Source organism: Paraburkholderia sp. AV2 (assembly GCF_054968425.1).
The window spans coordinates 97,679-123,731 of the sequence record NZ_JBANLK010000006.1 but is presented as its reverse complement, the minus strand read 5'-3'; the positions used below and the strand labels follow the sequence as shown (position 1 = coordinate 123,731).

The 26,053-nt window shown below is 66.9% G+C and carries 21 protein-coding genes and 1 tRNA gene; 18 read left to right on the top strand and 4 right to left on the bottom strand.

The features are described from left to right. Positions 1-27 precede the first annotated feature (27 nt). Positions 28-1,146 (top strand): ABC transporter ATP-binding protein, encoded by a 1,119-nt coding sequence (locus V8683_RS06910; RefSeq protein WP_411188817.1) that lies wholly within the window; start codon positions 28-30, stop codon positions 1,144-1,146. Positions 1,147-1,248: 102 nt separating this feature from the next. On the opposite strand, the gene V8683_RS06905 is transcribed toward V8683_RS06910, so the two are convergent. Beyond that, positions 1,249-2,022 (bottom strand): Smr/MutS family protein, encoded by a 774-nt coding sequence (locus tag V8683_RS06905; protein ID WP_411188819.1) that lies wholly within the window; start codon positions 2,020-2,022, stop codon positions 1,249-1,251. 111 nt (positions 2,023-2,133) lie between these two features. Then, positions 2,134-3,129: a thioredoxin-disulfide reductase gene (gene trxB, locus V8683_RS06900; protein ID WP_411188821.1), complete on the bottom strand. Its 996-nt coding sequence runs from the start codon at positions 3,127-3,129 to the stop codon at positions 2,134-2,136. Between the two features lie 369 nt (positions 3,130-3,498). On the opposite strand from trxB, the gene V8683_RS06895 reads away from it, so the two are divergent. Next, positions 3,499-5,817 carry a DNA translocase FtsK gene (locus V8683_RS06895; RefSeq protein ID WP_411188823.1) on the top strand — a complete coding sequence of 773 codons (2,319 nt, stop codon included), beginning with the start codon at positions 3,499-3,501 and terminating at the stop codon, positions 5,815-5,817. Positions 5,818-5,864: 47 nt separating this feature from the next. Continuing rightward, positions 5,865-6,593, top strand: coding sequence for an outer membrane lipoprotein chaperone LolA (gene lolA, locus V8683_RS06890; RefSeq protein WP_411188824.1), 729 nt, complete (start codon positions 5,865-5,867; stop codon positions 6,591-6,593). Positions 6,594-6,610: 17 nt separating this feature from the next. On the opposite strand, the gene V8683_RS06885 is transcribed toward lolA, so the two are convergent. Continuing rightward, positions 6,611-7,684 (bottom strand): MBL fold metallo-hydrolase, encoded by a 1,074-nt coding sequence (locus tag V8683_RS06885; RefSeq protein ID WP_411188826.1) that lies wholly within the window; start codon positions 7,682-7,684, stop codon positions 6,611-6,613. A gap of 230 nt (positions 7,685-7,914) precedes the next feature. On the opposite strand from V8683_RS06885, the gene V8683_RS06880 reads away from it, so the two are divergent. From V8683_RS06880 to bioB, 11 genes are all read left to right on the top strand, one after another. Continuing rightward, positions 7,915-8,331 (top strand): MerR family transcriptional regulator, encoded by a 417-nt coding sequence (locus V8683_RS06880; RefSeq protein ID WP_411188827.1) that lies wholly within the window; start codon positions 7,915-7,917, stop codon positions 8,329-8,331. Positions 8,332-8,364: 33 nt separating this feature from the next. Next, entirely contained in the window at positions 8,365-10,170 is a 1,806-nt protein-coding gene (gene aceK / locus V8683_RS06875) for a bifunctional isocitrate dehydrogenase kinase/phosphatase (protein WP_411188829.1), read from the top strand. Positions 10,171-10,207: 37 nt separating this feature from the next. Then, positions 10,208-10,975: a carbonate dehydratase gene (can, locus tag V8683_RS06870; RefSeq protein WP_411188831.1), complete on the top strand. Its 768-nt coding sequence runs from the start codon at positions 10,208-10,210 to the stop codon at positions 10,973-10,975. Continuing rightward, positions 10,968-12,161 carry an acetyl-CoA C-acetyltransferase gene (locus tag V8683_RS06865; RefSeq protein ID WP_411188833.1) on the top strand — a complete coding sequence of 398 codons (1,194 nt, stop codon included), beginning with the start codon at positions 10,968-10,970 and terminating at the stop codon, positions 12,159-12,161. Before can ends, V8683_RS06865 begins: the two co-directional genes overlap by 8 nt. A 106-nt stretch (positions 12,162-12,267) precedes the next feature. Next, positions 12,268-12,945: an SDR family oxidoreductase gene (locus V8683_RS06860; RefSeq protein WP_411188835.1), complete on the top strand. Its 678-nt coding sequence runs from the start codon at positions 12,268-12,270 to the stop codon at positions 12,943-12,945. A gap of 69 nt (positions 12,946-13,014) precedes the next feature. Further along, a complete protein-coding gene (locus tag V8683_RS06855) occupies positions 13,015-13,467 on the top strand; it encodes a YchJ family protein (protein WP_411188837.1) in 453 nt (150 codons plus the stop codon). A 428-nt stretch (positions 13,468-13,895) separates the two neighbouring features. Then, positions 13,896-15,320, top strand: a complete 1,425-nt coding sequence (locus V8683_RS06850; protein WP_411188839.1) for a dienelactone hydrolase family protein — start codon at positions 13,896-13,898, stop codon at positions 15,318-15,320. 447 nt (positions 15,321-15,767) lie between these two features. Then, entirely contained in the window at positions 15,768-17,123 is a 1,356-nt protein-coding gene (bioA, locus tag V8683_RS06845) for an adenosylmethionine--8-amino-7-oxononanoate transaminase (protein ID WP_411188841.1), read from the top strand. Further along, positions 17,123-18,319: an 8-amino-7-oxononanoate synthase gene (gene bioF / locus V8683_RS06840; protein ID WP_411188843.1), complete on the top strand. Its 1,197-nt coding sequence runs from the start codon at positions 17,123-17,125 to the stop codon at positions 18,317-18,319. Before bioA ends, bioF begins: the two co-directional genes overlap by 1 nt. Continuing rightward, positions 18,316-19,044, top strand: coding sequence for a dethiobiotin synthase (bioD, locus tag V8683_RS06835; protein WP_411188845.1), 729 nt, complete (start codon positions 18,316-18,318; stop codon positions 19,042-19,044). The genes bioF and bioD overlap by 4 nt, the downstream gene beginning before the upstream one ends. A 72-nt stretch (positions 19,045-19,116) precedes the next feature. After that, positions 19,117-20,187, top strand: a complete 1,071-nt coding sequence (bioB, locus tag V8683_RS06830; protein ID WP_411188847.1) for a biotin synthase BioB — start codon at positions 19,117-19,119, stop codon at positions 20,185-20,187. Between the two features lie 161 nt (positions 20,188-20,348). Here the strand turns inward: bioB and cytX are convergent, their stop codons facing one another. Continuing rightward, complete coding sequence (gene cytX / locus V8683_RS06825) at positions 20,349-21,665, bottom strand: putative hydroxymethylpyrimidine transporter CytX (protein ID WP_411188849.1); 1,317 nt, start codon at positions 21,663-21,665, stop codon at positions 20,349-20,351. Positions 21,666-21,861: 196 nt separating this feature from the next. On the opposite strand from cytX, the gene V8683_RS06820 reads away from it, so the two are divergent. From V8683_RS06820 to map, 4 genes are all read left to right on the top strand, one after another. Further along, on the top strand, positions 21,862-23,193 hold the full coding sequence (locus V8683_RS06820; RefSeq protein ID WP_411188851.1) for a replication-associated recombination protein A: 1,332 nt from the start codon (positions 21,862-21,864) through the stop codon (positions 23,191-23,193). A gap of 87 nt (positions 23,194-23,280) precedes the next feature. After that, a complete protein-coding gene (gene serS / locus V8683_RS06815) occupies positions 23,281-24,573 on the top strand; it encodes a serine--tRNA ligase (protein WP_411188853.1) in 1,293 nt (430 codons plus the stop codon). Between the two features lie 185 nt (positions 24,574-24,758). Next, a tRNA-Ser gene (locus tag V8683_RS06810) sits at positions 24,759-24,849 on the top strand. A 358-nt stretch (positions 24,850-25,207) separates the two neighbouring features. Beyond that, complete coding sequence (gene map / locus V8683_RS06805; protein WP_411188854.1) at positions 25,208-25,993, top strand: type I methionyl aminopeptidase; 786 nt, start codon at positions 25,208-25,210, stop codon at positions 25,991-25,993. The last annotated feature ends 60 nt before the right edge of the window (positions 25,994-26,053 follow it).

The following is a 26,053-nucleotide window of genomic DNA, read 5'->3' as shown; positions in this document are numbered from 1 at the left end:
AGCTCATTCGATTAAAGGATTCATAGTATGGCAAGCCTTTCCATTCGCGACGTCTACAAGACCTACCCGAACGGGGTGCCCGTCCTCAAGGGCGTCAACATCGACATCGAAGACGGCCAGTTCCTGATTCTGGTCGGCGGCTCGGGTTGCGGGAAGTCGACGCTCCTGAACATGATCGCGGGTCTCGAAACCGTCACCAAGGGCGAGATCTGCATGGACGGCAAGGTCGTCAACAACCTCTCGCCGAAGGACCGCGACATTGCGATGGTGTTCCAGTCGTACGCGCTCTATCCGTCGATGACGGTGCGCGAGAACATCTCGTTCGGCCTCAATATCCGCAAGGTGCCGAAGGCCGAGCAGACGCAGATCGTCGACCGCGTGTCGAGCATGCTGCAGATCCAGCACCTGCTCGATCGCAAGCCGGGCCAGCTCTCGGGCGGCCAGCGCCAGCGCGTTGCAATGGGCCGTGCGCTCGCGCGCGATCCGATCATGTTCCTGTTCGACGAGCCGCTTTCGAACCTCGATGCGAAGCTGCGCATCGAGATGCGCTCCGAAATCAAGCTGCTGCACCAGCGCGTGGGCAAGACGATCGTCTACGTGACGCACGACCAGATCGAGGCCATGACGCTTGGCGACCGCATCGCCGTCATGAAGGACGGCATCGTCCAGCAGTTCGGCGCGCCGCAGGACATCTACGATTCGCCATCGAACCTGTTCGTCGCCGGCTTCATCGGCGCGCCGCCGATGAACTTCATCAACGGCAAGCTCGTGGAGCAGGGCTCGGGCGTGGGCCTCGAACTGGATACGGGCGTGGCGCGCAACGTGCTGAACCTGCCGTTCGACGCGAACAAGGTGCGCGGCCACATCGGCCAGGAAGTGGTGCTGGGCCTGCGCCCCGAGCGCATCACCGACGCGCGCAGCTCGCACGACGGCCATGGCCACGAACTGCAGCGCCACACGGTGAAGGTGGACGTGATCGAGCCGACCGGCCCGGACACGCTCGTGTTCGCGCAGATCAACGGCAAGCGTGTGGTGAGCCGCGTGCACCCGGGCTCGAATCCGCAGCCGCTCAACAACATGGAACTGCTGTTCGACGTGTCGAAGGCCGTGTTGTTCGATCCGAAGACGGAAGAACGCGTCGCCTGAACCGGGCGGTGCGGTTCAGAATGAAAAGCCTCACGTGCGGGTCGCACGTGAGGCTTTTTTCATGTCCGCGGCTGATCGGGACGACGGCGCGCTGCTTCAGCGCTACAACTGCGGATGATGCTGATGATGTCCCGGCGCGTGCGGCTGCAGCAGCACGAGCACGGCGCCGGCGCCGCCGTCGTGCGGCCGGGCCTGGCAGAACGCGATGACCTCCTCCTTCTGCACGAGCCAGGCGCGTACCTTGCCCTTGAGCACCGGCTCCTTGCCGACCGAGCCGAGCCCCTTGCCGTGGATCACCCGCACGCAGCGCAGGCCGCGCTTGCCGGCTTCGCGGATGAACGCCTGCAGCGCCTCGCGCGCTTCCTCGCGGCGCATGCCGTGCAGGTCCAACTGGGCCTGCACGATCCACGTGCCGCGCCGCAGCTTCTTCACGACCTCGGCACTGACACCGGGGCGGTGGTAGTAGAGCGAGTCGTCGGTATCGAGGAGCGTTTCGGGATCGAAGTCGTCGGAGATCGCTTCATGCAGCACGGCCTGTTCGTCCCGCTGCGTCTGCAGCGGCAGCGGCACGGGCGGCGCGCGCCGCGCGGGCGGGCGCGGCGGCGCATTCAGAGGCGCGACGGCGCCGATTTCGCGGCGAAAGAGGTCGCTGTCGGCGGCGGCTTCCACGCGGGCGGCCTGAGTGGCGGCGCGCTCGCGTTCGCGCTGGCGCGTCTCTTTTTTCAGCGCGTCGCGCAGGCCGCCGAGTCCGGCGAAGCCCGCTTGCGACTTGCCGCCGGTTTCGCTCGCTGGAGCCGCCGGGGCAGGCGCGGGCTCGGCTGCGCGTGCAGGAGCGGGGCGCTTGGGTTCGCCGGGATGAGGCACGTTCTTCGGCATGACAGAAGGCGCGGAAGGGGTGGGATGGATCGGGGTCGGCGCCAAAGAAAAGGGCCGCCGGCTGGCTGGCCGCGGCCCTCGTTCCGGCGCGCCAGCCGCCGGTGGCTCGGCTTAGCGCTCGGCTTCGGCGCTCATGACGTGCGGCTGGCCGATCTCGTCGACGGTTTCGAGGTAGCGCTGCGCGTCGAGCGCGGCCATGCAGCCCGTGCCGGCGCTCGTGATCGCCTGGCGGTAGACGTGGTCCTGCACGTCGCCCGCGGCGAACACGCCCGCCACGCTCGTGCCGGTGGCGTTGCCGCTCAGGCCGCCGTTCGTGATGATGTAGCCGTTCTTCATTTCGAGCTGGCCCTCGAAAATGTCGGTGTTCGGCTTGTGGCCGATCGCGACGAAGAGGCCCTGCAGGTCGATATCGGTGGTTGCGCCGGTCTTCGCGTTCTTGATGCGAATGCCGTTCACGCCGCCGTCGTTACCCTTGACTTCGTCGAGCACGTGGTTCCACTTGATCTCGACCTTCCCTTCCTTTTCCTTCTCCAGCAGGCGGTCGATCAGGATCGGCTCGGCGCGGAACTTGTCGCGGCGATGGATCACCGTCACCTTGCTCGCAATGCCGGCGAGGTACAGCGCTTCTTCCACGGCCGTGTTGCCGCCGCCCACCACGGCCACGTGCTGGTTGCGGTAGAAGAAACCGTCGCAGGTGGCGCACGCCGAAACGCCGCGGCCCATGTACAGCTCTTCGCTAGGCAGGCCGAGGTATTGCGCCGACGCGCCGGTAGCGATGATCAGCGAGTCGCAGGTGTATTCGCCCGAATCGCCGATCAGGCGGATCGGCTTTTCGTTCAGCTTCGCCGTGTGGATGTGATCGAACACGATTTCCGTGTTGAAGCGCTCGGCGTGCTCGAGGAAGCGCTGCATGAGCTCGGGGCCTTGCACGCCGTTCGGGTCCGCGGGCCAGTTTTCCACGTCGGTCGTGGTCATGAGCTGACCGCCCTGCGCGAGGCCGGTGACGAGGAGCGGCGAGAGATTCGCGCGCGCCGCATAGACGGCAGCGGTGTAGCCGGCGGGGCCGGAACCGAGAATCAGGACTTTGGCGTGTTTGGTTGCAGACATGGTCGAAATCCGTAGAAAGACGCTGCGGGTGGTGCTTCGAAGCGGGCTGCGAAGCGTGCTTCAAAGCGGCGCCGCCCGCCGGTGCGGCAGGGGACACGCAGGTATGTGGGCATCAAGCCGCAATTATAAAGGCGGGGGGCGATCGCTGCCTCATGAAGCTTCCTCATCGCACCGATAGCCACGGAACGGGCCGGTGAGGCCCGTGACGCTCCGCTCGCCCGCTGTTGCCGGTTACCGTCATTTACAGCCGGGGCCTAAACAACCCGTTTACAATAAGCCGGATCGGACGACGGCGGCCGCGCCCTCACGCTGCAGAGATGCGCGGCGCGCGCGGACCGCGTATGCATCAAGGATCAGCACCAGGATTCAATGGCCAAAGCTCCCTATTCCGCGCAGGCGCAGGCACTGCCTCACCGCATGTCGCGCCTTCTCACCGAAATCCGCTGGCTGCTGCAGGTGGCGCTAGGCGTCTTCCTGCTGATGTCGCTCATCAGCTACAGCCGCCACGACCCGAGCTGGACCCATGCCGCCCAGGTCGACCACATCGCGAACTGGGCAGGCCGCGTGGGCGCGTGGACCTCGGACATCCTGCTGCTGCTCTTCGGCCTCTCGGCGTACTGGTGGATCGTGCTGCTCGCGCGCCGCATCTCGGCGAACTACCGGCGTATCACGCGCCACGAGTCGCCTGAAGACGACGATGACAAGCCGCGCGACCATAGCTGGATCGCCGAAGGCTTCGCGTTCGTGCTCGTGCTGCTGGCCTGCGACGGTATCGAGGCGCTGCGCATGTGGTCGCTCAAGGTGCAACTGCCGCGCGCCCCGGGCGGCGTGGTGGGCGAGGCCGTCGCGCGCGGCGTCTCGCACGCGCTCGGCTTCACCGGGGGGACGCTGGCGCTCCTCCTGGCGCTTGGCATCGGCCTGTCGCTGTATTTCCGCTTTTCATGGCTCTCGGTGGCCGAAAAGGTGGGCGAGGCCATCATCGACGCGGTGACGCTCGCAAGACTGCGCCGCGAGGCCGTGCGCGACCGCAAGCTCGGCGAGGCCGCCGCGGTCAAGCGCGAAGGCAAGGTCGAGCGCGGCCGCGTGAAGATCGAGGAACACGAGCCCGTCACGATCGTGCCGCCCGTGGTCACGCCGCAGCGTTCGGAGCGCGTGGAGAAAGAGCGCCAGGTGCCGCTCTTCACCGACCTGCCGGGCGACTCCACGCTGCCGCCCATTTCGCTGCTCGACGCCGCGCCCGCGAGCCAGGAGACGATTTCCGACGACACGCTCGAATTCACCTCGCGCCTCATCGAAAAGAAGCTCAAGGATTTCGGCGTGGATGTGGCCGTGGTGGCGGCCTATCCGGGGCCGGTCGTCACGCGCTACGAAATCGAGCCGGCAACGGGCGTGAAGGGCAGCCAGATCGTCAATCTCGCGAAGGATCTCGCGCGTTCGCTCTCGCTCGTGTCGATCCGCGTGGTGGAGACGATTCCGGGCAAGAACTTCATGGCGCTCGAATTGCCGAACCAGCGCCGCCAGACGGTGCGCCTCTCGGAAATTCTCGGCTCGGCGGTTTATGCCGACGCGCCGTCCGCGCTCACCATGGGCCTCGGCAAGGACATCGGCGGCAAGCCCGTCTGCGCCGACCTCGCGAAGATGCCGCACCTGCTCGTGGCCGGCACGACCGGTTCGGGCAAGTCGGTGGGGATCAACGCGATGATCCTGTCGCTCCTCTACAAGGCGAGCGCCGAGCAGGTCCGGATGATCCTGATCGATCCGAAGATGCTGGAAATGAGCGTCTACGAAGGCATTCCGCACCTGCTGTGCCCCGTCGTCACCGACATGCGCCAGGCCGGCAATGCGCTGAACTGGACCGTGGCCGAGATGGAGCGCCGCTACAAGCTCATGAGCAAGCTGGGCGTGCGCAATCTCGCGGGCTACAACAACAAGATCGAGGAAGCGAACAAGCGCGAGGAGAAGATTCCGAACCCGTTCAGCCTCACGCCGGACGATCCGGAGCCGTGCCAGAAGCTGCCGCATATCGTCGTGGTGATCGACGAACTGGCCGACCTCATGATGGTGGTCGGCAAGAAGGTGGAAGAGCTGATTGCGCGCATCGCGCAGAAGGCGCGCGCGGCGGGCATTCACCTGATTCTCGCCACGCAGCGGCCTTCGGTCGACGTCATCACGGGCCTCATCAAGGCCAACGTGCCGACGCGTATCGCCTTCCAGGTGTCGTCGAAGATCGACTCGCGCACGATTCTCGACCAGATGGGCGCCGAGTCGCTGCTCGGCATGGGCGACATGCTTTACCTGCCGCCGGGCTCGGGCCTGCCCGTGCGCGTGCACGGCGCGTTCGTCGCCGACGACGAGGTGCACCGCGTCGTCGACAAGCTCAAGGAGCAGGGCGAGCCGAACTATATCGAGGGCATTCTCGAAGGCGGCACGGCCGGCGAGGGCGACGAGGGTTCGGCGGGCGCGGGAACCAGCGGCACCGGCGACGAGTCCGACCCGCTATACGACCAGGCGGTCGAGGTCGTCATCAAGAACCGCCGCGCGTCGATCTCGCTCGTGCAGCGCCACCTGCGCATCGGCTATAACCGGGCGGCGCGGCTGCTCGAACAGATGGAGCAGTCGGGGCTCGTTTCCGCGATGTCGTCGAACGGCAACCGCGAGATCCTCGTGCCCGCGCGCGACGCCGATTGAGGCCGACCGAGGCCGCGCGCTTTCCATTCCTCTTGGAGAATGATTTGATGCAGTTTTTTGCTGGACAACCGGGCAGCCGTTTTGTCTCACTGGCTCAACTTGGCGCACGTGCGGCGCGCGCTTGCGCCGTGGCGCTCGGCGCCTCGGTACTGATGGCGTCGCACGCGTTCGCGAGCGGCACCGATCAGCTCAAGCAATTCGTCGCGCAGGTGCATGCCGCGCGCGGCGACTTCGTGCAGCGCGAGCTGAAGGTGCCGTCGGGCGCGAAGAACGCAAGCGACGCGATCGCCTCGGCCATGTCGAGCGCGAAGGTCTCCAGCGGGACGTTCGTGTTCGCGCGGCCCGGCAAGTTCATCTGGCAATACGAGAAGCCGTACCAGCAACTGCTGCAGGCCGACGGCGACAACCTCTACGTCTACGACAAGGACCTGAACCAGGTCACGGAGCGCAAGCTCGGCGGCGCGCTGGGCGCGAGCCCGGCGGCGATCCTGTTCGGCAGCAACGACCTCGACAAGAACTTCACGCTGCGCGACGCGGGCGTGAAGAACGGCATCGACTGGCTCGAGCTGATTCCGAAGTCGAAGGACACGCAGTTCCAGAGCGTGGGCATCGGCTTTCGCGACGGCAACCTCGAAGCGATGGAACTGCACGACGTGTTCGGCAACGTGACGCTGCTCACCTTCTCGAACATTCAGACGAATCCGTCGCTGCCGGCTTCGACGTTCAAGTTCGTGAGACCGGCAGGCGCCGATCTCGTGACGGGCGGCGCGAACTAAGACGGCGCTGAATCGGCTCAGACGGGGGCGAAGCGGATCACCTCGTCCGCGCCGGTCTCGCGCCGAAGCTTGCCCGCAAGCCACAGCAGATGCAGGTGGGCGAGCGCCTCGCCCATGGCGAAAGTCATCTGGTGGATGTCGAGCTGGCGCTTGAACATGAGCGGCACGATGTCGGCCGCGCTGCGCGGTGCCGCCGCGCAGGCTTCCATCACTTCGGCAAGGCGTGCGTCATGGTGCGCGCGCAGTTGCGCGATGCGCGTGCGCACGCCGCGGAACGGCTTGCCGTGCGACGGCAGCGCAAGGGTGTCCTCGGGCATCGTCTCGTAACGGCCGAGCGATTCGAGGTACAGCGCGAGCGGGTTGCCTTCCGGCTCGACTTCGAACACCGAGACGTTGGTCGAGATGCGCGGCAGCACCATGTCGCCCGAAATCAGCACGCGCGTTGCCTCGCAGAAGAGGGCGCAATGCTCCGGCGAATGGCCGTAGCCCGTCACGACGCGCCAGTCGCGCCCGCCTATCTTCACCGTGTCGGCTTCGCGCAGGCGCCGGTACTGCGCCGGCAGAGCGGGCACGAGGCTCGTGTAGTAGCCGCTGCGGTTGCGCAGCTTCTCCAGCGACTCCGGGTCGGCAAGGCCGTGGCGGCCGAAGTGGCGCGCGGCGCCTTCGCCGCCCGCGTTCGAGCCGTCGCCCGAGGACATGACGCGGGCGCTCATGTATTCGCCAAGCGTCGTCCACAGGCGCACGTCCCAGCGCTGCTTCTCGCCGCCCGCGCAGATCCAGTGCGCGAGGCCGATGTGGTCCGGGTGGCAGTGCGTGACCAGTACGCGCAGCACCGGCAGGCCTTCCAGCGCGGTATCGAACACCTGTTCCCAGTGCGCCTTGATCGTGTCGCTGGTGATGCCGCAGTCCACCACGGTCCAGCCCGGCTGGCCGTCGATCTCGTCGCGCAGCAGCCATAGATTGATGTGGTCGAGCGCGAAGGGCAGCGGCATGCGCAGCCACTTGACGCCGGGTGCGACGTCGAAGGTGTGCCCGGGTTCCGGCAGGGTGTCGGCGTAGGGATAGTCGAGCTGGTGTTCGAGGGCGTTCATCGGGGGTGTCTTCTCCATTCTTGTCGCCGCGGCGCGGGCCTGCGGCTTGCCCACATTGTCGCTGCATTGCGTCAAAGCTGCAGGCTGCCATTTTGCGTAGCGGTTGCACAAGCGCCAGCTTGACGATAACGTAAACGTCGATTGTATAGTCCAACGCAGCCCAATGTGACCCGCGGCACAACCCGAAGCCCGCTCCCGGCGGCAGCGGGCCCGTCGCCCACCGCACATCCATGACCCAGTACACGATTACCGAACTTGCCCGCGAATTCGACGTGACGCCGCGCGCGATCCGTTTTTACGAAGATCAGGGCCTGCTCGCGCCGAGCCGCGAGGGGGCGGGCGGCCTCAAGCGCGTGTTTTCGGGGCGCGATCGCACGCGGCTGCGACTCACGTTGCGCGGCAAACGGCTGGGCTTCACGCTTTCGGAGATCCGCACGCTGCTCGACCTGTACGACTCGCCCACCGATACGCTGCCGCAGCTACAGGCTTTTCTCGACACGGTGGTGCGTCATCGCGAGATTCTGGAGCGCCAGCGCGCCGACCTCGACGCCACGCTCGAAGACCTCGCGCAGTACGAGACGCAGGCGCGCGAGCTGCTCGCCCGCACCCATGCGACCGCGTCCAGCGTGCCGGACACCAGGGACTAGACGGGAGCGCATGTCTTCGCGGGCATGGAAGCGATGAAACACTTTCCGAAACTGCTCTCTTCGCAGATAGGCTTCGACGTCGCCGAGACGCTGCTCGAAGGCTTCAATCGCCACTACCGCAACTTCAGCGACGCGGCGGTGCGGGCGAAGGGCCTCTTCGAGTCGGCCGACTGGCGCGGCCTGCAGCGGCTCGCGCGCGAGCGCATCGCGTCCTACGACGAGCGCGTTGAAGCATGCGTGGCGACGCTCGAAGACGAGTACGAAGCGGAAGACATCGACGGCGAGGTCTGGCAGCAGATCAAGCTGCACTACATTGGCCTCCTCACGACGCACCGGCAGCCCGAGTGCGCGGAGACGTTCTTCAACTCGGTGTGCTGCAAGATCCTGCACCGCTCGTACTTCAACAACGATTTCATCTTCGTGCGGCCCGCGATCTCGACGGAATACATCGAGAACGACGAACCCGCCGCGAAGCCGACGTACCGTGCCTATTACCCGGGCAAGGACGGGCTGGCGGCGACGCTCGAACGCATCGTCACGAACTTCCAGCTCGAAACGCCGTTCGAGGACCTCGCGCGGGACGTCGACTGCGTCATGCGCGCGCTGCGCGAGACGTTCGGCGAAGTGGAGCCCAAGGCCAACTTCCAGATACACGTGCTGTCGTCGCTGTTTTTCCGCAACCAGTCGGCGTACATCATCGGGCGCATCATCAACGGCGATTTGCTCGCGCCGTTCGCCGTGCCCGTCCGTCACGTGGGCGCCGGCCGGCTCGCGCTCGATGCCGTGCTGCTGCGCCCCGAGCAGTTGCTCGTCATGTTCAGCTTCTCGCATTCGTACTTTCTGGTGGACATGGAGGTGCCGTCCGCCTGGGTCGAGTTCCTGCGCACGATCATGCCGCGCAAGCCGAGAGGCGAGATCTATACGTCGCTCGGGCTGCAGAAGCAGGGCAAGAACCTGTTCTATCGAGACCTGCTGCACCATCTCAAGCATTCGTCGGATCCGTTCGTCGTCGCACCCGGCATTCGCGGGATGGTGATGATCGTCTTCACCCTGCCGTCGTTTCCGTACGTGTTCAAGGTCATCAAGGACAGCTTTCCGCCGCCCAAGGAGACCACGCGCGCGCAGGTCGAGGCAAAATACCAGCTCGTGAAGCGCCACGACCGCCTCGGGCGTCTTGCCGATACGCTCGAATATTCGAGTGTCGCGCTGCCCGTGGCCCGCCTCGACGAGGCGCTCGTGAGCGAGCTGCAGAAGCTCGCGCCGTCGATGATCGAGTACGAGGGCGACAATCTCGTGATTCGCCATCTGTATATCGAGCGCCGCATGGTGCCGCTCAATCTCTGGCTGCAGAACGGCAGCGACGCGGAGGTCGAGCACGGCGTTCGCGAGTACGGCAACGCGGTGAAGGATCTGATGCGCGCGAACATTTTCCCCGGCGACATGCTGTACAAGAACTTCGGCGTGACGCGCCACGGCCGCGTGGTGTTTTACGACTACGACGAGATCGAGTACCTGACCGATTGCAACGTGCGCGCGGTGCCGCAAGCGCGTAATGAGGAGGACGAACTGTCTGGCGAGCCCTGGTACTCGGTCGGGCCGCACGACATTTTTCCGGAGACGTACCGCACGTTCCTGCTGGGCGATGCGCGCGTGCGCCGCTATTTCCTCGAACATCATCCCGACTTCTTCGACCCGGCGCTCTGGCAGGAGAGCAAGACGCGCCTGCTGGCGGGCGAAGTGCCGGACTGTTTTCCCTACGATCCGTCGATCCGCTTCAGCGCGCGCTATCCCGAGTGCTACGCCGGCGAAGCGCCGGCCGCGGCAGTGCGCGCTGCCTGAGGTGTCGGCCGCGAACGAACCAACCTGTTGAAACACTATGAGCCCCTCTCCCGACCACCCGCTTGCCCATCTCTTTGCGAACAACGAAAAGTGGGTCAGCTCGCGTCTTGCCGCCGACCCCGAGTTCTTTTCGCGGCTCGCCCATCAGCAGGCCCCCGAGTACCTGTGGATCGGCTGTTCCGATTCGCGCGTGCCGGCCAACGAGATCATCGGCTTGCCCTCCGGCGAAGTGTTCGTCCACCGCAACATCGCGAACGTGGTCGTGCATACCGACCTCAACTGCCTGTCGGTGATCCAGTTCGCCGTCGAACTGTTGAAGGTGAAGCACATCATGGTGGTCGGCCATTACGGCTGCTCGGGCGTGGGCGCGGCGCTGTACGGCACGCGCGTCGGCCTGGCCGACAACTGGCTGCAACACGTGCAGGACGTGCGCGAGAAGCACGCCGCGCTGCTCGACGAGTGGCCGATGGGCGAAGCGCGCCATCGCCGGCTCGTGGAGCTCAACACGATCGAGCAGGTCGTCAACGTGTGCCGCACGACCATCGTCGGCGACGCATGGGCGCGCGGCCAGCCGCTCACGGTTCACGGCTGGGCCTACGGCGTGCACGACGGGCGCATGCGCGACCTCGGCATGACTATTTCTGCGCCGGAGCAGTGGCAGGACACGTACAGGCGCTGCGTCGCGGGGGTTTCCGCGCAGCGCGCGCATCAGGCGGACAACGACGTCGTCGCGGCCGACGCGGCGAGTCTTGGCGGCATACCGGCCGTCGTTGCAGGCGTCATCAAGGAGCTCAAACATGAGTGAGACAAGTCAGGACCCCATCGTCATCGTCTCGGCGGCGCGCACGCCGATGGCGGGTTTTCAGGGCGATTTCGCGGCGCTGACGGCGCCGCAGCTCGGCGCTGCCGCGATCGCGGCAGCGGTGGCGCGCGCGGGCCTCGAGCCCGGGCAGATCGACGAAGCCGTGATGGGCTGCGTGCTGCCCGCGGGGCAGGGGCAGGCGCCGGCGCGCCAGGCGGCGCTCGGCGCGGGTCTGCCGCTTTCGGTCGGTGCGACGACCGTCAACAAGATGTGCGGTTCGGGCATGCGCGCGGCGATGTTCGCGCACGACATGCTGGCGGCGGGCTCGGTGGACGTGATCGTCGCGGGCGGCATGGAGAGCATGACGAATGCCCCGTATCTGCTGCCGAAGGCGCGTGCGGGCATGCGCATGGGCCACGGCCAGGTGCTCGACCACATGTTCCTCGACGGCCTCGAGGACGCGTATGACAAGGGCCGCCTGATGGGCACCTTCGCCGAAGAGTGCGCGGCCGAATACGACTTCTCGCGCGAGCGTCAGGACGCGTTCGCGATCGAATCGCTCAGGCGCGCAAAGCGTGCCAACGAAGACGGTTCGTTTGCGTGGGAAATCGCACCGGTGAAGGTGGCGTCGCGCGCGGGCGAGACGACCGTCGAGCGCGACGAGCAGCCGTTCAAGGCGAACCTCGACAAGATCCCGACGCTCAAGCCCGCGTTCAGCAAGACCGGCACGGTGACGGCGGCGAATTCGTCGTCGATCTCGGACGGCGCGGCGGCGCTCGTGATGATGCGCGAATCGACGGCGAAGCGCCTCGGCGTCACGCCGCTCGCGCGCGTAACGGGCCATTCGAGTTTCGCGCAGCAGCCCGCGAAGTTCACGACGGCCCCTGTCGGCGCGATTGCGAAGCTCTACGAAAAGACCGGCTGGCGCGCCCAGGATGTCGACCTCTACGAAATCAACGAGGCATTCGCCGTGGTCACCATGGCCGCGATGAAGGAGCACGACCTGCCGCACGAGAAGGTCAACGTGAACGGCGGCGCGTGCGCGCTGGGCCACCCGATCGGCGCGTCGGGCGCGCGCATTCTCGTCACGCTGATCGGCGCGCTGCGCGCGCGCGGCGGCAAGCGCGGCGTTGCGAGCCTGTGCATCGGCGGCGGCGAGGCGACGGCGATGGGGGTCGAACTGCTGTAACCCGTCCGAACGGCGGTAGGCTGGCAGCGAGCTGCGCCGCAGGGAGGCGGCGCGGCAATGCACGCGGCGGCCCGTTGGCGCCGCGTCTAACGATAAAGGTGTCCACATGAAAACCGTGTTGATCGTGGGCGCGTCGCGCGGCATCGGCCGCGAGTTCGCGCGCCAGTATGCGAAGGCGGGCTGGCGCGTGCTCGCCACGGCGCGCGGCGGCGAAGCGCTCGAAGCCCTGCAGGAGGTCGGCGCGCAGCCGTTCCAGCTCGACATTACGCAGCCCGAGGAGATCGCCGCGCTCGGCTGGAAGCTCGACGGCGAGCGGCTCGACATCGCGCTGATCGTGGCGGGCGTGTACGGCCCGCGCACCGAGGGCGTGGAGACCATCACGGCCGAGGACTTCGAGTACGTGATGACCACCAACGTGCGCGGCCCGATGCAGCTGATTCCGATGCTGCTGCCGCTCGTCGAACCGGCCAACGGCGTGCTGGGCGTGCTGTCGAGCCGGATGGGCAGCATCGCGCAGACCACGGGCACGACGGGCTGGCTCTATCGCGCGAGCAAGGCGGCGCTCAACGACGCGCTGAAGATCACCTCGCTGCAGACGCGCCGCGCGACCTGCATCGCGTTGCATCCGGGCTGGGTGCGCACCGAGATGGGCGGCGCGCAGGCCGCGATCGACGTGGCGCACAGCGTGAAGGGCATGCGCGAAGTCATTGCGGAAGCCGCGGCGGCGCGCGACGTGTTCAATGGCCGCTTCTTCCAGTACGACGGCACCGAACTCGACTGGTGACGGTTGGCTTTCTTTCTGTATGACGGATCCGCGCACCGATGCGCCGGATCGCAACGGGCTTTCCTCGCAATGAATGCTGCAACCCCGCGTGCCGCACGGCCCGCAGACTGTCCCTGCGGCGGCGCCGCGCCGACTCTCAAGCCGGGTGCAAAGCCGCCGCGCTATGCGGGCTGCTGCGGCCGTTTCATCGACGCGGGCGAACTGCCCGCGACCGCGCTCGAACTGATGCGCTCGCGCTATACGGCGTATGTGCTGGGGGAGACGGCGTACTTGCGGACGAGCTGGGCACAGGAGACCTGCCCGGCGGATCTCGACGCCGATCCGGCCGCGCCCGGCGCGCCGCGCTGGCTGGGCCTCGCGGTCAAACGCCATGAGCAAATCGACGCCACGCACGCCATCGTCGAGTTCGTTGCGCGCTACAAGACCGGCGGCCGCGCATGGCGGCTGCACGAGACGAGCCGCTTCACGCGCGGCGAGGACGGCCGCTGGCGGTACGTCGACGGCGACGTGACGGACGCCTGAATATCTTCGCCTGGCGGCTTTCCCCGCAGCCTGGACGCCGCTCTGGCGCATCCCTCCCTTACACAGCGATTTCAGTTCCGCCATGCGTACGTCGCACGACATACGCACTGGGGCTGATCCGGATGGACTCTCGCGTATCGCCCACCAGACGGGCCTGCGCGGCACTGGCATGCCTTATGCCGGGGTAAGCCCTGAATTGCGCAACAATATTTTGTCGTGTGAGGATCCAATCACGGTGTCCGTTGAGCCTCTGTGCGGCGGGCACCTGTAGCGGCAGCGATGCCGCAGCGATGTTCCGATCGGCTTTTCCCCACGACGGATCCCATCGGCACGTGCCTCGTGGCATGCGCAAGGGCTTTCGTTGTGCCGGAAACGGGCTGGCCGGGGTAAGACGGATTCAGGCAGGTTTGTCGCAGGTGGGTTTGCGAATGGCGTACACGAAGCACCTTGGTGGATGGATGTTGGCCGGCACGGCGTGTCTGCTTTCGTTCGCGCATTCGATCGCTTACGCCGCGCCGCTTGCCGCGTCGGTTGTCGCATCGCCTGCTGATACGCAGGCGCAGTTCCAGTCCGACCCGCAGACGTCCGCTCCCGCAGCGCACCCGGCACCGCTCGCGGCCGGTCCCCTCGGCAGTGCCAAAGTTTCCCCCCTCGCGCTCGACGACGCCTGGCTGCCCGCCGTGCGCGCCGACCTCAACGAGCAGGTGATCCGGATTCCGGTGGCCGGCGACGCCGACGTCACGCTCGAAACCACGATCTACCGCCCGGACGGCCCCGGCCCGTTCCCGATGATCGTGTTCAACCACGGCAAGATTCCCGGCGACCCGCGCTACCAGACGCGCAGTGACCCCGTGTCGTTCGCGCGCGAATTCGTGCGCCGCGGCTACGTGGTCGTCGCGCCGAACCGCCGCGGCTTCGCGGGCTCGGGCGGCACCTACGAGCAGGACGGTTGCGACGTGGCGCGCAACGGCCTTGGCCAGGCGGCCGATATCGCCGCGACGATCGACTACATGTCGAAGCAACCGTACGTGGACGCGAAGCACATCGCCGTGGCCGGCACCTCGCACGGCGGTCTCGCGACCATCGCCTACGGCACCGAAGCCGCGAAGGGCGTGCGCGCACTGATCAACTTCTCGGGCGGCCTGCGGCAGGATGCCTGCGCCGGCTGGCAGGACAACCTCACCCAGGCGTTCGGCGGCTACGGCGGCAAGGCGCGCGTGGCGTCGCTCTGGCTCTATGGCGACAACGACTCGGTGTGGACGCCGGATCTCGTCGCGAAGATGTTCGCCGCTTACCGCGGCGCGCAGGCAGATGCGCAAGCGGGCGACTCGGTGCCCGCCGCCGCTGCGAAGCTCGTCGACTTCGGCTCGTACAAGAACGATGCGCACCGTCTCGTGGGCGACCGCGACGGCGTGCAGATCTGGTGGCCGCGCGTGGAGGCGTTCCTCTCCCGCGAGGGCATGCCCACGGTCGTGCAGTACCGTGTGGCCGCGCCCGAAGCGCCGAACGCAACCGGTTTTGCGGCCATCGATTCGGTGGGCGCCGTACCGTTCCTCGACCAGGCCGGCCGCGACGGCTACCGCAACTTCCTCAAGCAGTATCCGACCCGTGCGTTTGCCGTTTCCGATTCGGGCGCGTGGTCGTGGGCCGAGGGCGGCGACAACCCGATGGCCGTCGCGATCGCGAACTGCGAAAAGCACAGCAGCGACGCCTGCCATCTGTATGCGGTCAACAACACCGTGGTCTGGTCCGACGACGCAGCCGTCGTCGCGCGCAACGACGCAAGCGCAGGGGTTGTGCCGACCGCCGCCGAAGCCGCCGACAACGACGGTCACGCACTCGCAAGCCGCTAGGCGCGCCTTCGCGCGGCGCGCGCACGAAGGCGCTGGCGCCGCTATCTTCGCTGTTCTCCGCTTCGAATTCCTCTCCTTGCGGGGCGTGTGTGCGCCGCCGCCCAGGTGCCTCCTGGACTGCCGTTGGGAGCCGTGGCAGCGGCTCCGCCAGCGTGTGCCACGGCTCATTTCATCCTCGTTTCGACCCATTGCCGCGCCGCCCGCTGCGACGCGTCCCCATTTTTGCGCCGATCTTCCACCGCCGCCCCCAGATTTTTTTGCATAAGCGAGCTTTACTTTGCCGTCGTCATCTGCGCGCTTTTCCGGGTATCCCGGGCGATTGGTCTTTTGCTGTGCCGAACCGCGCCGAACCTCGCTCCGCCACGCTTTCCAGCGCCGTTTTTGGGGTAGTGCATTGCGCGAGCGTTCGCGCTAATCTCGGTCCCGCTGTCGTATCGGGAGTCGTACTTGAATCCGCATTCCAATCTCGCCACCGACCGCTGGATCGAGCGCAGCCTGCGCGCCGTGTGGCACCCCTGCACCCAGATGAAGCATCACGAGCGTCTGCCGCTCGTCGCGGTGGCCCGCGGCGAAGGGCCGTGGCTCTACGATCGTGACGGTCGCCGCTATCTGGACGCCATCAGTTCGTGGTGGGTGAACCTGTTCGGCCACGCGAACCCGTCGATCAACGCCGCGCTCAAGGCGCAGCTCGACACGCTCGAGCACGTCATGCTCGCGGGCTGCACGCACGAGCCGGCGGTCGAACTGGCCGAGCGGCTCGCGGCGCTCACCGGCCATGCGCTCGGCCACGCGTTCTTCGCGTCCGATGGCGCCTCGGCGGTGGAGATCGCGCTGAAGATGAGCTTTCATGCCTGGCGCAACCGCGGCGAAGACGGCAAGCGCGAGTTCGTTTGCCTCGCCAACAGCTATCACGGCGAAACGATCGGCGCGCTCGGCGTCACGGATGTGAAGCTGTTCAGGGATGCTTACGACCCGCTGCTGCATCATGCGCACGTGGTCGCGTCGCCCGATGCGCGGGGAGCCCAGGCCGGCGAGAGCGCCGCCGACGTGGCGCGGCGCGCGCTTGCCGATGTCGAGCGCCTGTTCGCGGCGCGCAGCGAACATATCGCCGCGCTGATCGTCGAGCCGCTCGTGCAATGCGCGGCGGGCATGGCCATGCACGATCCGGCCTACCTCAAGGGACTGCGCGCGCTGTGCGACCGCTACCGCGTGCATCTGATCGCCGACGAAATCGCCGTGGGCTGCGGCCGCACCGGTACGTTCTTCGCGTGCGAGCAGGCCGGCATCTGGCCCGACCTGCTGACCCTGTCGAAGGGCATCAGCGGCGGCTATCTGCCGCTTTCGATCGTGCTCTCGCGCGACACCATTTTCGAAGCGTTCTACGACGACGACACCACGCGCGGCTTTCTGCACTCGCATTCGTACACGGGCAATCCGCTCGCGTGCCGCGCCGCACTCGCCACGCTCGATCTGATCGAGCAGGGCGACGTGCTGGCCGCCAATGCGCGCAAGTCGGCGCAACTACGCGAGGCGTTCGGCCCGCTCGCGGCGCATCCGCTCGTGCGCAACGTGCGCCAGTGCGGCACGATCCTCGCATTCGACGCTGCCATCGAAGACCGCTCGCGCGCCGCCACGTTTTCGCGCCGCTTCTTCGAAGAGGCGCTGACGCGCGAACTGCTGCTGCGGCCGATCGGCACGACCGTCTACGTTATGCCGCCGTACGTTCTCGACGCGCCGACCCAGGCGCTGCTCGCCGAACGCACGCTCGAAACCTTCGACGCTGTCGTCGCGGAGGACCGTTGATGCTGCTCCTCGACACCCTCGAACAAGGCTTGCGCGAGCTGGATTCGCGCGGCCTGCGCCGCCGCCGCCGCACGATCGACACGCCCTGCGGCGCGCACATGCTCGTGGATGGCCGCGAGACGATCGGTTTTTCGAGCAACGACTATCTCGGGCTCGCTTCGCATCCGCAACTCGTCGCCGCGCTGGTTGAAGGCGCGCAGCGCTATGGCGCGGGCAGCGGCGGCTCGCATCTGCTCGGCGGCCATTCGCGCGCGCATGCGCAACTGGAGGACGATCTCGCCGAATTCGCGGGCGGCTTCGTCGAGAATGCGCGCGCGCTGTATTTCAGCACCGGTTACATGGCGAATCTGGCCGTCGTGACCGCGTTGGCCGGCCGCGACACGACGCTCTTTTGCGATGCGCTCAATCACGCGTCGCTGATCGACGGCGCACGCCTTTCGCGCGCCGACGTGCAGATTTACCCGCATGCCGATATGGACGCGCTCAGCGCGATGCTGGAGGCGTCCGCCGACGGCCCGAAGGCGATCGTCACCGACACCGTGTTCAGCATGGACGGCGACGTCGCGCCGCTCGCGCGTCTCGTCGAGCTGGCCGAGCGGCATCAGGCCTGGCTCATCGTCGACGACGCGCACGGCTTCGGCGTGCTCGGCCCGCAGGGGCGCGGGGCCGTGGCCGAAGCCGCGCTGCGTTCGCCGTACCTCGTGATGGTCGGCACGCTAGGCAAGGCGGCGGGCGTGGCAGGCGCGTTCGTCGCGGCGCATGCGACGGTCGTTGAGTGGCTCGTGCAGCGCGCGCGCCCGTATATCTTTACGACGGCGTCGGCGCCGGCGGTCGCCCACGCGGTGTCGGCCAGCCTGCGCATCATCGCGGGCGACGAAGGCGACGCGCGACGCGCGCATCTGGGCAAGCTGATCGGGCGCACGCGAGCGATGCTCCGGCAAACGTGCTGGCTGCCCGTCGATTCGCAGACGGCCGTTCAGCCGCTCGTGGTGGGCGCGAACGACGCCACGATCGCACTGCAGGCCACGCTGGAACGCGACGGTCTGTGGGTGCCCGCCATCCGGCCGCCAACCGTGCCGGAAGGCACGTCGCGGCTGCGCATCTCGCTGTCGGCCGCGCATTCGGACGCGGATCTCGATCGGCTGGACGCGTCGCTGCAGCACGCGAGCCGGGAAACCCGGGAGGGGGCGCGATGACGCTTTCGCTCTTCGTCACCGGCACCGATACGGAGATCGGCAAGACTTTCGTGAGCGCGGCGTTATTGCGCGGCTTCGCCCGCAAGGGCCTGCTGGCGGCGGCGCTCAAGCCCATCGCCGCCGGCGCGTACGAGCGCGACGGCGTGTGGCACAACGAAGACGCCGATCAGCTCGATGCCGCCGCGAGCGTGCTGCTGCCGCCCGAAATACGTACGCCTTTCCTGCTCAAAGCGCCTGCCGCGCCGCATATCGCGGCCGCGCTGGAGGGCGTGACGCTCGACATGGGGCGCATCGTCGAATGCCATGCGGAGGCACGCAAGCGCGCCGAGGCTGTCGTGGTCGAAGGCGTGGGCGGCTTCCGCGTGCCGCTCACGGCGCAGCACGACACGGCGGATCTTGCCGTCGCGCTGAATCTGCCCGTCATACTCGTGGTCGGCATGCGGCTCGGCTGCATCAGTCATGCGTTGCTTACCGCCGAGGCGATCGCCTCGCGCGGGCTGAAGCTCGCCGGCTGGGTGGCGAACCGCATCGACCCGGACATGACGTTCCCCGAAGAAAACATCGACGCATTGCGCGAGCGCCTCGCCGCCCAGTACGGCGCGCCGCTCATCGGCATCGTGCCGCATCTGCGCGGCGCGAGCGCCGACGACGCGGCAGAACATCTGAACATCGACGCATTGCTCAGCCGCCTCGGCGCGGACCCGACTACGCCCGTGTTGCACTGAACATTGCCCTGAAATCCGCACCGGATCCGCATTGAACTGCTTGAAGTCAACGTCGCGAAGGACCCTGACACCATGACGCAAACCCACATCGACATCACCGGCCTCGGCAAGACCAAGGCGGCGGCCGCAGCGGCCGAAGCGCAGGACGCGGCGGCACGCTGGCGCGTTGCCGACGTCGCCGCGCTCTACGAGCTGCCGTTCAACGACCTGATCTTCCGCGCGCAGCAGGTGCATCGCGAGCATTTCGACGCGAACGCCGTGCAGCTTTCCACGCTCCTGTCGATCAAGACGGGCGGTTGCGAAGAGGACTGTGCCTATTGCCCGCAGTCGTCGCATTACGACACCGGGCTCGAAGCCGACAAGCTGATGGCCGTCGACGAAGTGCTGAAGGCGGCGCGCGTCGCGAAGGACAACGGCGCAACGCGCTTCTGCATGGGCGCGGCATGGCGCAATCCGAAGGACCGCCATCTGGAGCCGATCAAGGACATGATCCGCGGCGTGAAGGAGATGGGCCTCGAAACCTGCGTGACGCTCGGCATGCTCGAAACGCATCAGGCGAAGGCGCTCGCCGACGCGGGCCTCGACTACTACAACCACAACCTCGACACGTCGCCGGAGTTCTACGGCCAGATCATCTCGACGCGTACGTACCAGGACCGCCTCGACACGCTCGAACGCGTGCGCGACGCGGGCATCAACGTGTGCTGCGGCGGCATTGTCGGCATGGGCGAGTCGCGCCGCGAGCGCGCGGGCCTGATCGCGCAGCTCGCGAACATGGAGCCGTATCCGGAATCGGTGCCGATCAACAACCTCGTGCAGGTGCACGGCACGCCGCTCGAAGGCACCGAGCCGATCGATCCGTTCGAGTTCGTGCGCACGATCGCGGTGGCGCGCATCACCATGCCGAAGGCGATGGTGCGGCTTTCGGCAGGCCGCGAGCAGATGGACGAGGCGCTGCAGGCGCTGTGCTTCATGGCCGGCGCGAACTCGATCTTTTACGGCGATCAGTTGCTCACTACGAGCAATCCGCAGGCCGAGGCGGACCGCAAGCTGCTTGCGCGGCTCGGCATTCGCGCGGAGGCGGCGCAGGAGCTGCCCGCATCGGAGAAGGCGGCGCACGGCGGCTGCGGCCATTGCGAATGATGCGTTGAGCGCGGCGCGAACGTAAAACGAGTCCACCGGAAAGAAAGCCACGTTGCGAGCGATTCGCAACGTGGCTTTTTTAACGCATCGCGTCCGCGCAAATGAAAACGCCGCGCTTTGCGGCGCGGCGTGGATTCAAACGTCAGGCACAGATAACGGCGTCAGGCGTAAGCCGCACGCCGGGGACTGGCAAGCACGAGATAACAGAGCGCGCCGATCACGAGCGACGGCAGCGTTGCACCGAGATTCGGCAGCCACTGATTGAGCGCCTGGTAAGCGCCGAAGCCGATCACCCACGCCACGAACGCGCTCACGTGCCAGCCGCCCGAATACCCGTAGACGCCGCCCAGATCGGCAAGCGCTTCCGGTTCGATGCGGCGACGGCGCACCACGAAGTGATCGGCGAGCACGACGCCGAAGAGCGGCGCGAACACCGAGCCGATGAAGAGCAGGAAGTTTTCGTAGCGCGCCATCGGCACCACGATGCCGATTACCGTGCAGATCGCGCCAAACGCCGCCGAGAGCCAGGGCACGCTCGCGCGCGTCCAGAAGGTTCCGGTGGAGACGGCGGCCGAATGAATGTCGGCGAAGGCGTTGTCGATCTCGTCGATCAGCACGAGCAGCAGCGCGAAGCCGCCGCCCGCCTGCGCGAGCGCCGAGGTGAGCAGGGCGTCGCCGCCGCCCGCCGCGAGGCCGTAGATCGCGCCGAGCGCATAGAACCAGAGATTGGCGATGCCGTAGCCGACCAGCGTGCCGCGGAAGGTTTCGCCGGCGCGGCGGCCGAAGCGCGTGTAATCGGCGATCAGCGGCAGCCACGAGAGCGGCATCGCCACCACGAGGTCGATCGCGCTGCCGAACGGCATGTCGCCCGTGCCGGGGCGACGCATCAGGGCGCCCAGGTCATGGCGCGCGAGCAGATTCCACGTGAGCCACGCGGCGCCCGCGAGCAGCAGCCAGATGCCGTACGTACGCAAAAAGCGCCGCACGAACGAGAGCGGGCCGCTCACGGCGAGCAGCGTCGCGAAGAGACCGGCCAGCAGCGTCCAGACGAGCGGGACCGAGAAGCCGAAGGCTTGCTTCGCGAGCGCGTCGGCGGAGTCGCGCATCACGATGATCTCGAACGAGCCCCAGCCCACGAGCTGCACCATGTTGATGATGGCCGGCACCGAGGCGCCGCGCACGCCGAGCGTGGGGCGCAGCGACGACATGGCGGCGAGGCCGGTATCCGTGCCGATCACGCCCGCGAGCGCGAGCAGCACCACGCCGATCACGGTGCCGATGCCGATGGCCGCGAAGGCGGCCGGCAGCGAGAGGCCCGGCACGAGCAGCGCGCCCGCCTGGGCGACGAGCAGGCCGATGCCGAGCGAGAACCACAGCGCGAAGGCGTCGCCGGTGCGGAACTGGCGGCGCGCGTCGGGCACCGGCAGGAGCGGGGCGTAGGTGGAGCCGGCTGCGCCGGCGGGTGAATCCTGGGTCATCGGGAAAATTGTCCTCTGGTGTCGTCGAATGATTTTGGTATTTTCGGGGTCTGATCCTGCGCGGCGCGGCGGCTTGCCCTGGTGCGCCTCGCCCCGCCGCCGCACACTGTCATAATGCACGATTGCATCTGGCGCGGCCGACGCTCCCTCTTTTGGGGTGGTCGCGCCGAAAAGCCGACATTATCGCGAAAACCTCATGTTCGAAGAAACCCGTGCCAACGTACCGCTCGCCGAGCGGCTGCGCCCGCGCTCCATCGACGAAGTCATCGGCCAGAAGCATCTGCTCGGGCCCAACAAGCCGTTGCGCGTCGCGTTCGAGTCCGGCGAAGCGCATTCGATGATCCTCTGGGGGCCGCCGGGCGTCGGCAAGACCACGCTCGCGCGCCTCATGGCCGACGCCTTTCACGCCGAATTCATCGCGCTTTCGGCGGTGCTCTCGGGCGTGAAGGACATCCGCGAGGCCGTCGAGACCGCGCAACTGCATCGCGCGCACGGCCATCAGACGCTCGTGTTCGTCGACGAAGTCCATCGCTTCAACAAGAGCCAGCAGGACGCATTCCTGCCGCACGTGGAATCGGGCCTGTTCGTGTTCGTCGGCGCGACGACCGAAAATCCCTCGTTCGAAGTGAACAGCGCGCTGCTGTCGCGCGCGGCGGTGTACGTGCTGCGGAGCCTCGGCGAGGAAGAGCAGGGCGAACTGCTCGAGCGCGCGAGCGCGGAGCTGGGCGGCCTCACCTTCGCGGACGAGGCGAAGAAAGCGTTGATCGGCTCGGCCGACGGCGACGGGCGCAAGCTTCTGAACAATCTGGAAATCGTGGCGCGCGCCGCCGCGCAGCAGAAGTCCACGGAAATCGACACGGCGCTGCTGGGCAGTGCGCTCGCGGAGAATCTGCGCCGCTTCGACAAGGGCGGCGACGCCTTCTACGACCAGATCAGCGCGCTGCACAAGTCGGTGCGCGGCAGCAACCCGGACGGCGCGCTCTACTGGTTCTGCCGCATGCTCGACGGCGGCGCCGACCCGCGCTACCTCGCGCGGCGCATCGTGCGCATGGCGTGGGAGGACATCGGCCTGGCCGACCCGCGCGCGGGGCGCATCACGCTCGACGCCGCCGAGACTTACGAGCGCCTCGGTTCCCCCGAGGGTGAGCTCGCCCTCGCGCAGGCCGTGATCTACCTGGCCGTCGCGCCCAAGTCGAACGCGGGCTACATGGCGTACAACGAGGCGCGGCGCTTTGTCGGCAAGGACCAGTCGCGCGCCGTGCCGGTTCATCTGCGCAACGCGCCCACCAAGCTCATGAAGGAGTTGGGCTACGGTCACGAATACCGTTACGCGCACGACGAACCCGACGCCTATGCGGCAGGCGAGACCTATCTGCCGGATGGCATGCGCGAGCCGCGCTGGTATCAGCCGACGCCGCGCGGGCTTGAAGGCAAGATCGGCGAGAAGCTCGCGCGCCTTGCCGAACTCGACGCGCAATGGCGCGAGGAACACAAGGACGAGATTCGCGAGAAGAAGCGCCGGAGCTGAACGCCGCCGGGACGGGCGCCCTCGGACCCCGCGCGCCGGTGCGCTAAAATTGCCACTTCACACAACGAAACTGCGTCTCACAATCCCATGCTCGACATCCAGCTGCTGCGCAAAGACCTCGAAGGCGTCGCGAAGCGCCTCGCCGACCGCGGCTACACCCTCGACGTCGCGGCCTTTTCCGCGCTCGAAGCGGAACGCCGCGCCATCCAGACCCGCACCGAAGAACTGCAGGCGCGCCGCAACAGCCTGTCGAAGCAGATCGGCGCGATGAAGGGCCGTGGCGAGGACACGTCGGCGGTGATGGCCGAAGTGGGCGGTATCGGCGACGAAATGAAGGCGTCGGCCGCGAAGCTCGAAGAGATCCAGTCGAGCCTGTCCGACCTGCTGCTGGGCGTGCCCAATCTGCCGCACGAAAGCGCGCCGGTGGGCAAGGACGAGAGCGACAACGTCGAAGTGCGCCGCTGGGGTGCGCCGCGTCAGTTCGACTTCGAAGTGAAGGACCACGTGGACGTGGGCACGCCGCTCGGCCTCGACTTCGAGACCGGCGCGAAGCTCTCGGGCGCGCGCTTCACGATGCTGCGCGGCCAGATGGCGCGCCTGCACCGCGCGCTTGCGCAGTTCATGCTCGACACGCATACGCTGCAGCACGGCTATGCGGAAACCTACACGCCGTACATCGTCAACCCGGACATCCTGTACGGCACGGGCCAACTGCCCAAGTTCGCCGACGACATGTTCCGCGTGGAGAAGGGCGGCGCTGAGAACACGGTTACGCAGTACCTGATCTCGACGTCGGAGATCTCGCTCACGAACACGGTGCGCGAGAGCATCGTCGAGGCAAACGCCCTGCCGATCAAGCTCACGGCGCATTCGCCGTGCTTCCGTTCGGAGGCCGGTTCGTATGGCCGCGACACGCGCGGCATGATTCGCCAGCACCAGTTCGACAAGGTGGAAATGGTGCAGATTGTCGCGCCGGAAACGTCGTATGACGCGCTGGAGCAGATGGTCGTCCACGCCGAGACGATCCTGCAGAAGCTTGGCCTGCCGTATCGCGTGATTACGCTGTGCACGGGCGACATGGGCTTCTCGGCAGCCAAGACGTACGACCTCGAAGTCTGGCTGCCCGCGCAGAACACCTATCGCGAAATTTCGAGCTGCTCGAATACCGAAGCGTTCCAGGCGCGCCGCATGCAGGCGCGCTATCGCAATGCGCAAGGCAAGCCGGAACTCGTGCACACGCTCAATGGTTCGGGCCTCGCGGTCGGCCGCGCGCTCGTGGCGGTACTGGAGAATTATCAGGAAGCAGACGGCTCGGTAACGGTGCCCGAAGTGCTGCGCCCGTACATGGGCGGTGTGGCGCGTCTCGCAGCGAACGCCTGACGCTCTCCGGAACAGGGCGCTTTCCTCGCCCCCACTTTTTTGAAAGGGGACTTGGAAAGTGTCGTGGAATGTTCTATAATCTTCGCTTCGCCAGTCAACGACCGGGCTGACGAAATCGCGGTGAAAGCAGCAGTGGCAAATTTTGCAACACTCGTTTGCAGTGCTCGCCGCGGTAGTTGGACACCGGAGAGGTGGCAGAGTGGTCGATTGTACCTGACTCGAAATCAGGCGTACGGTTCCCCCGTACCGTGGGTTCGAATCCCACCCTCTCCGCCAGATACGAAAAACCCCCTGCAAGCCGAAAGGCTGCAGGGGGTTTTGCTTTGGGCGGCGCATTTTGATGGCATAGGCGTATTGCCGGGATGTTCGGGACTGCGTAGCGTCCGGCCGACGACGATGCACGCGGGCCGAAGCGCGAGAGCCACCCGCGAAGGTGGGGCGGTGATCGCGGTCAGGACGTTCTGCGCCTGGCGTTGTAAGATATTTCCCATTCTTGAGGGCAGCAGGGGCGCGGAAAGCCGGACATATCCGATTCCGCAGGCTGGCGGGCTTCAGCCCCCTGGTACAATCTCTCCTTTGCCTTGAACTGGCGGCGCGGCTCGACGAGCGGCGCCGCGCGTACTTCGGTCCACAGATGGCTATCACCTACAAGTCCGCCGCCGACATCGAGCGGCTGCGCATCTCCGGCCGGCTGGCCGCAGACGTGCTTGCGATGATCGGCGAGCACGTCAGGCCCGGCGCCTCCACCGACGACCTCGACGCGATCTGCAACGACTTCATCGTCAACACGCTCAAGGCCGTGCCGGCCAATGTGGGCTACCTCGGCTTCCCGAAGACGATCTGCACGTCGGTCAATCAGGTGGTCTGCCACGGCATTCCGAACCGCAACGAGATCCTCAAGGACGGCGACATCATCAATATCGACGTCGCCGTGATCAAGGACGGCTATTTCGGGGACACGAGCCGAATGTACACCGTGGGCACGCCGAGCACGGTCGGGCGTCAACTGATCGACACGACCTACGAGGCGATGGTGGCCGGCATCCGCGAAGTGCGGCCGGGCGCGACGCTCGGCGACGTGGGCCACGCGATCCAGCGCCGCGCGCAGGCGGACGGTTTTTCGATCGTGCGGGAGTACTGCGGGCACGGCATCGGCAAGGTCTACCACGAGGAGCCGCAAGTGCTGCACTACGGCCAGCCGGGGCATGGCCTGCGCCTGAAGCCCGGCATGGTCTTCACGATCGAGCCGATGGTCAACGCGGGCCGCGCCGGCACGGCCGTGCAGCGCGACGGCTGGACGGTGGTGACGAAGGACCGCTCGCTCTCGGCGCAATGGGAGCACATGGTCGCCGTCACCGACGAAGGCTACGAGCTCCTCACGCCCTGGCCGGACGGTACCGGCGACTACGAGTCGCCCTGATTCTCGCGAGGACATGACTGTTGCGGGGCCGTCTGTAAAGCGCCGCGTGCGTGCCGGGGC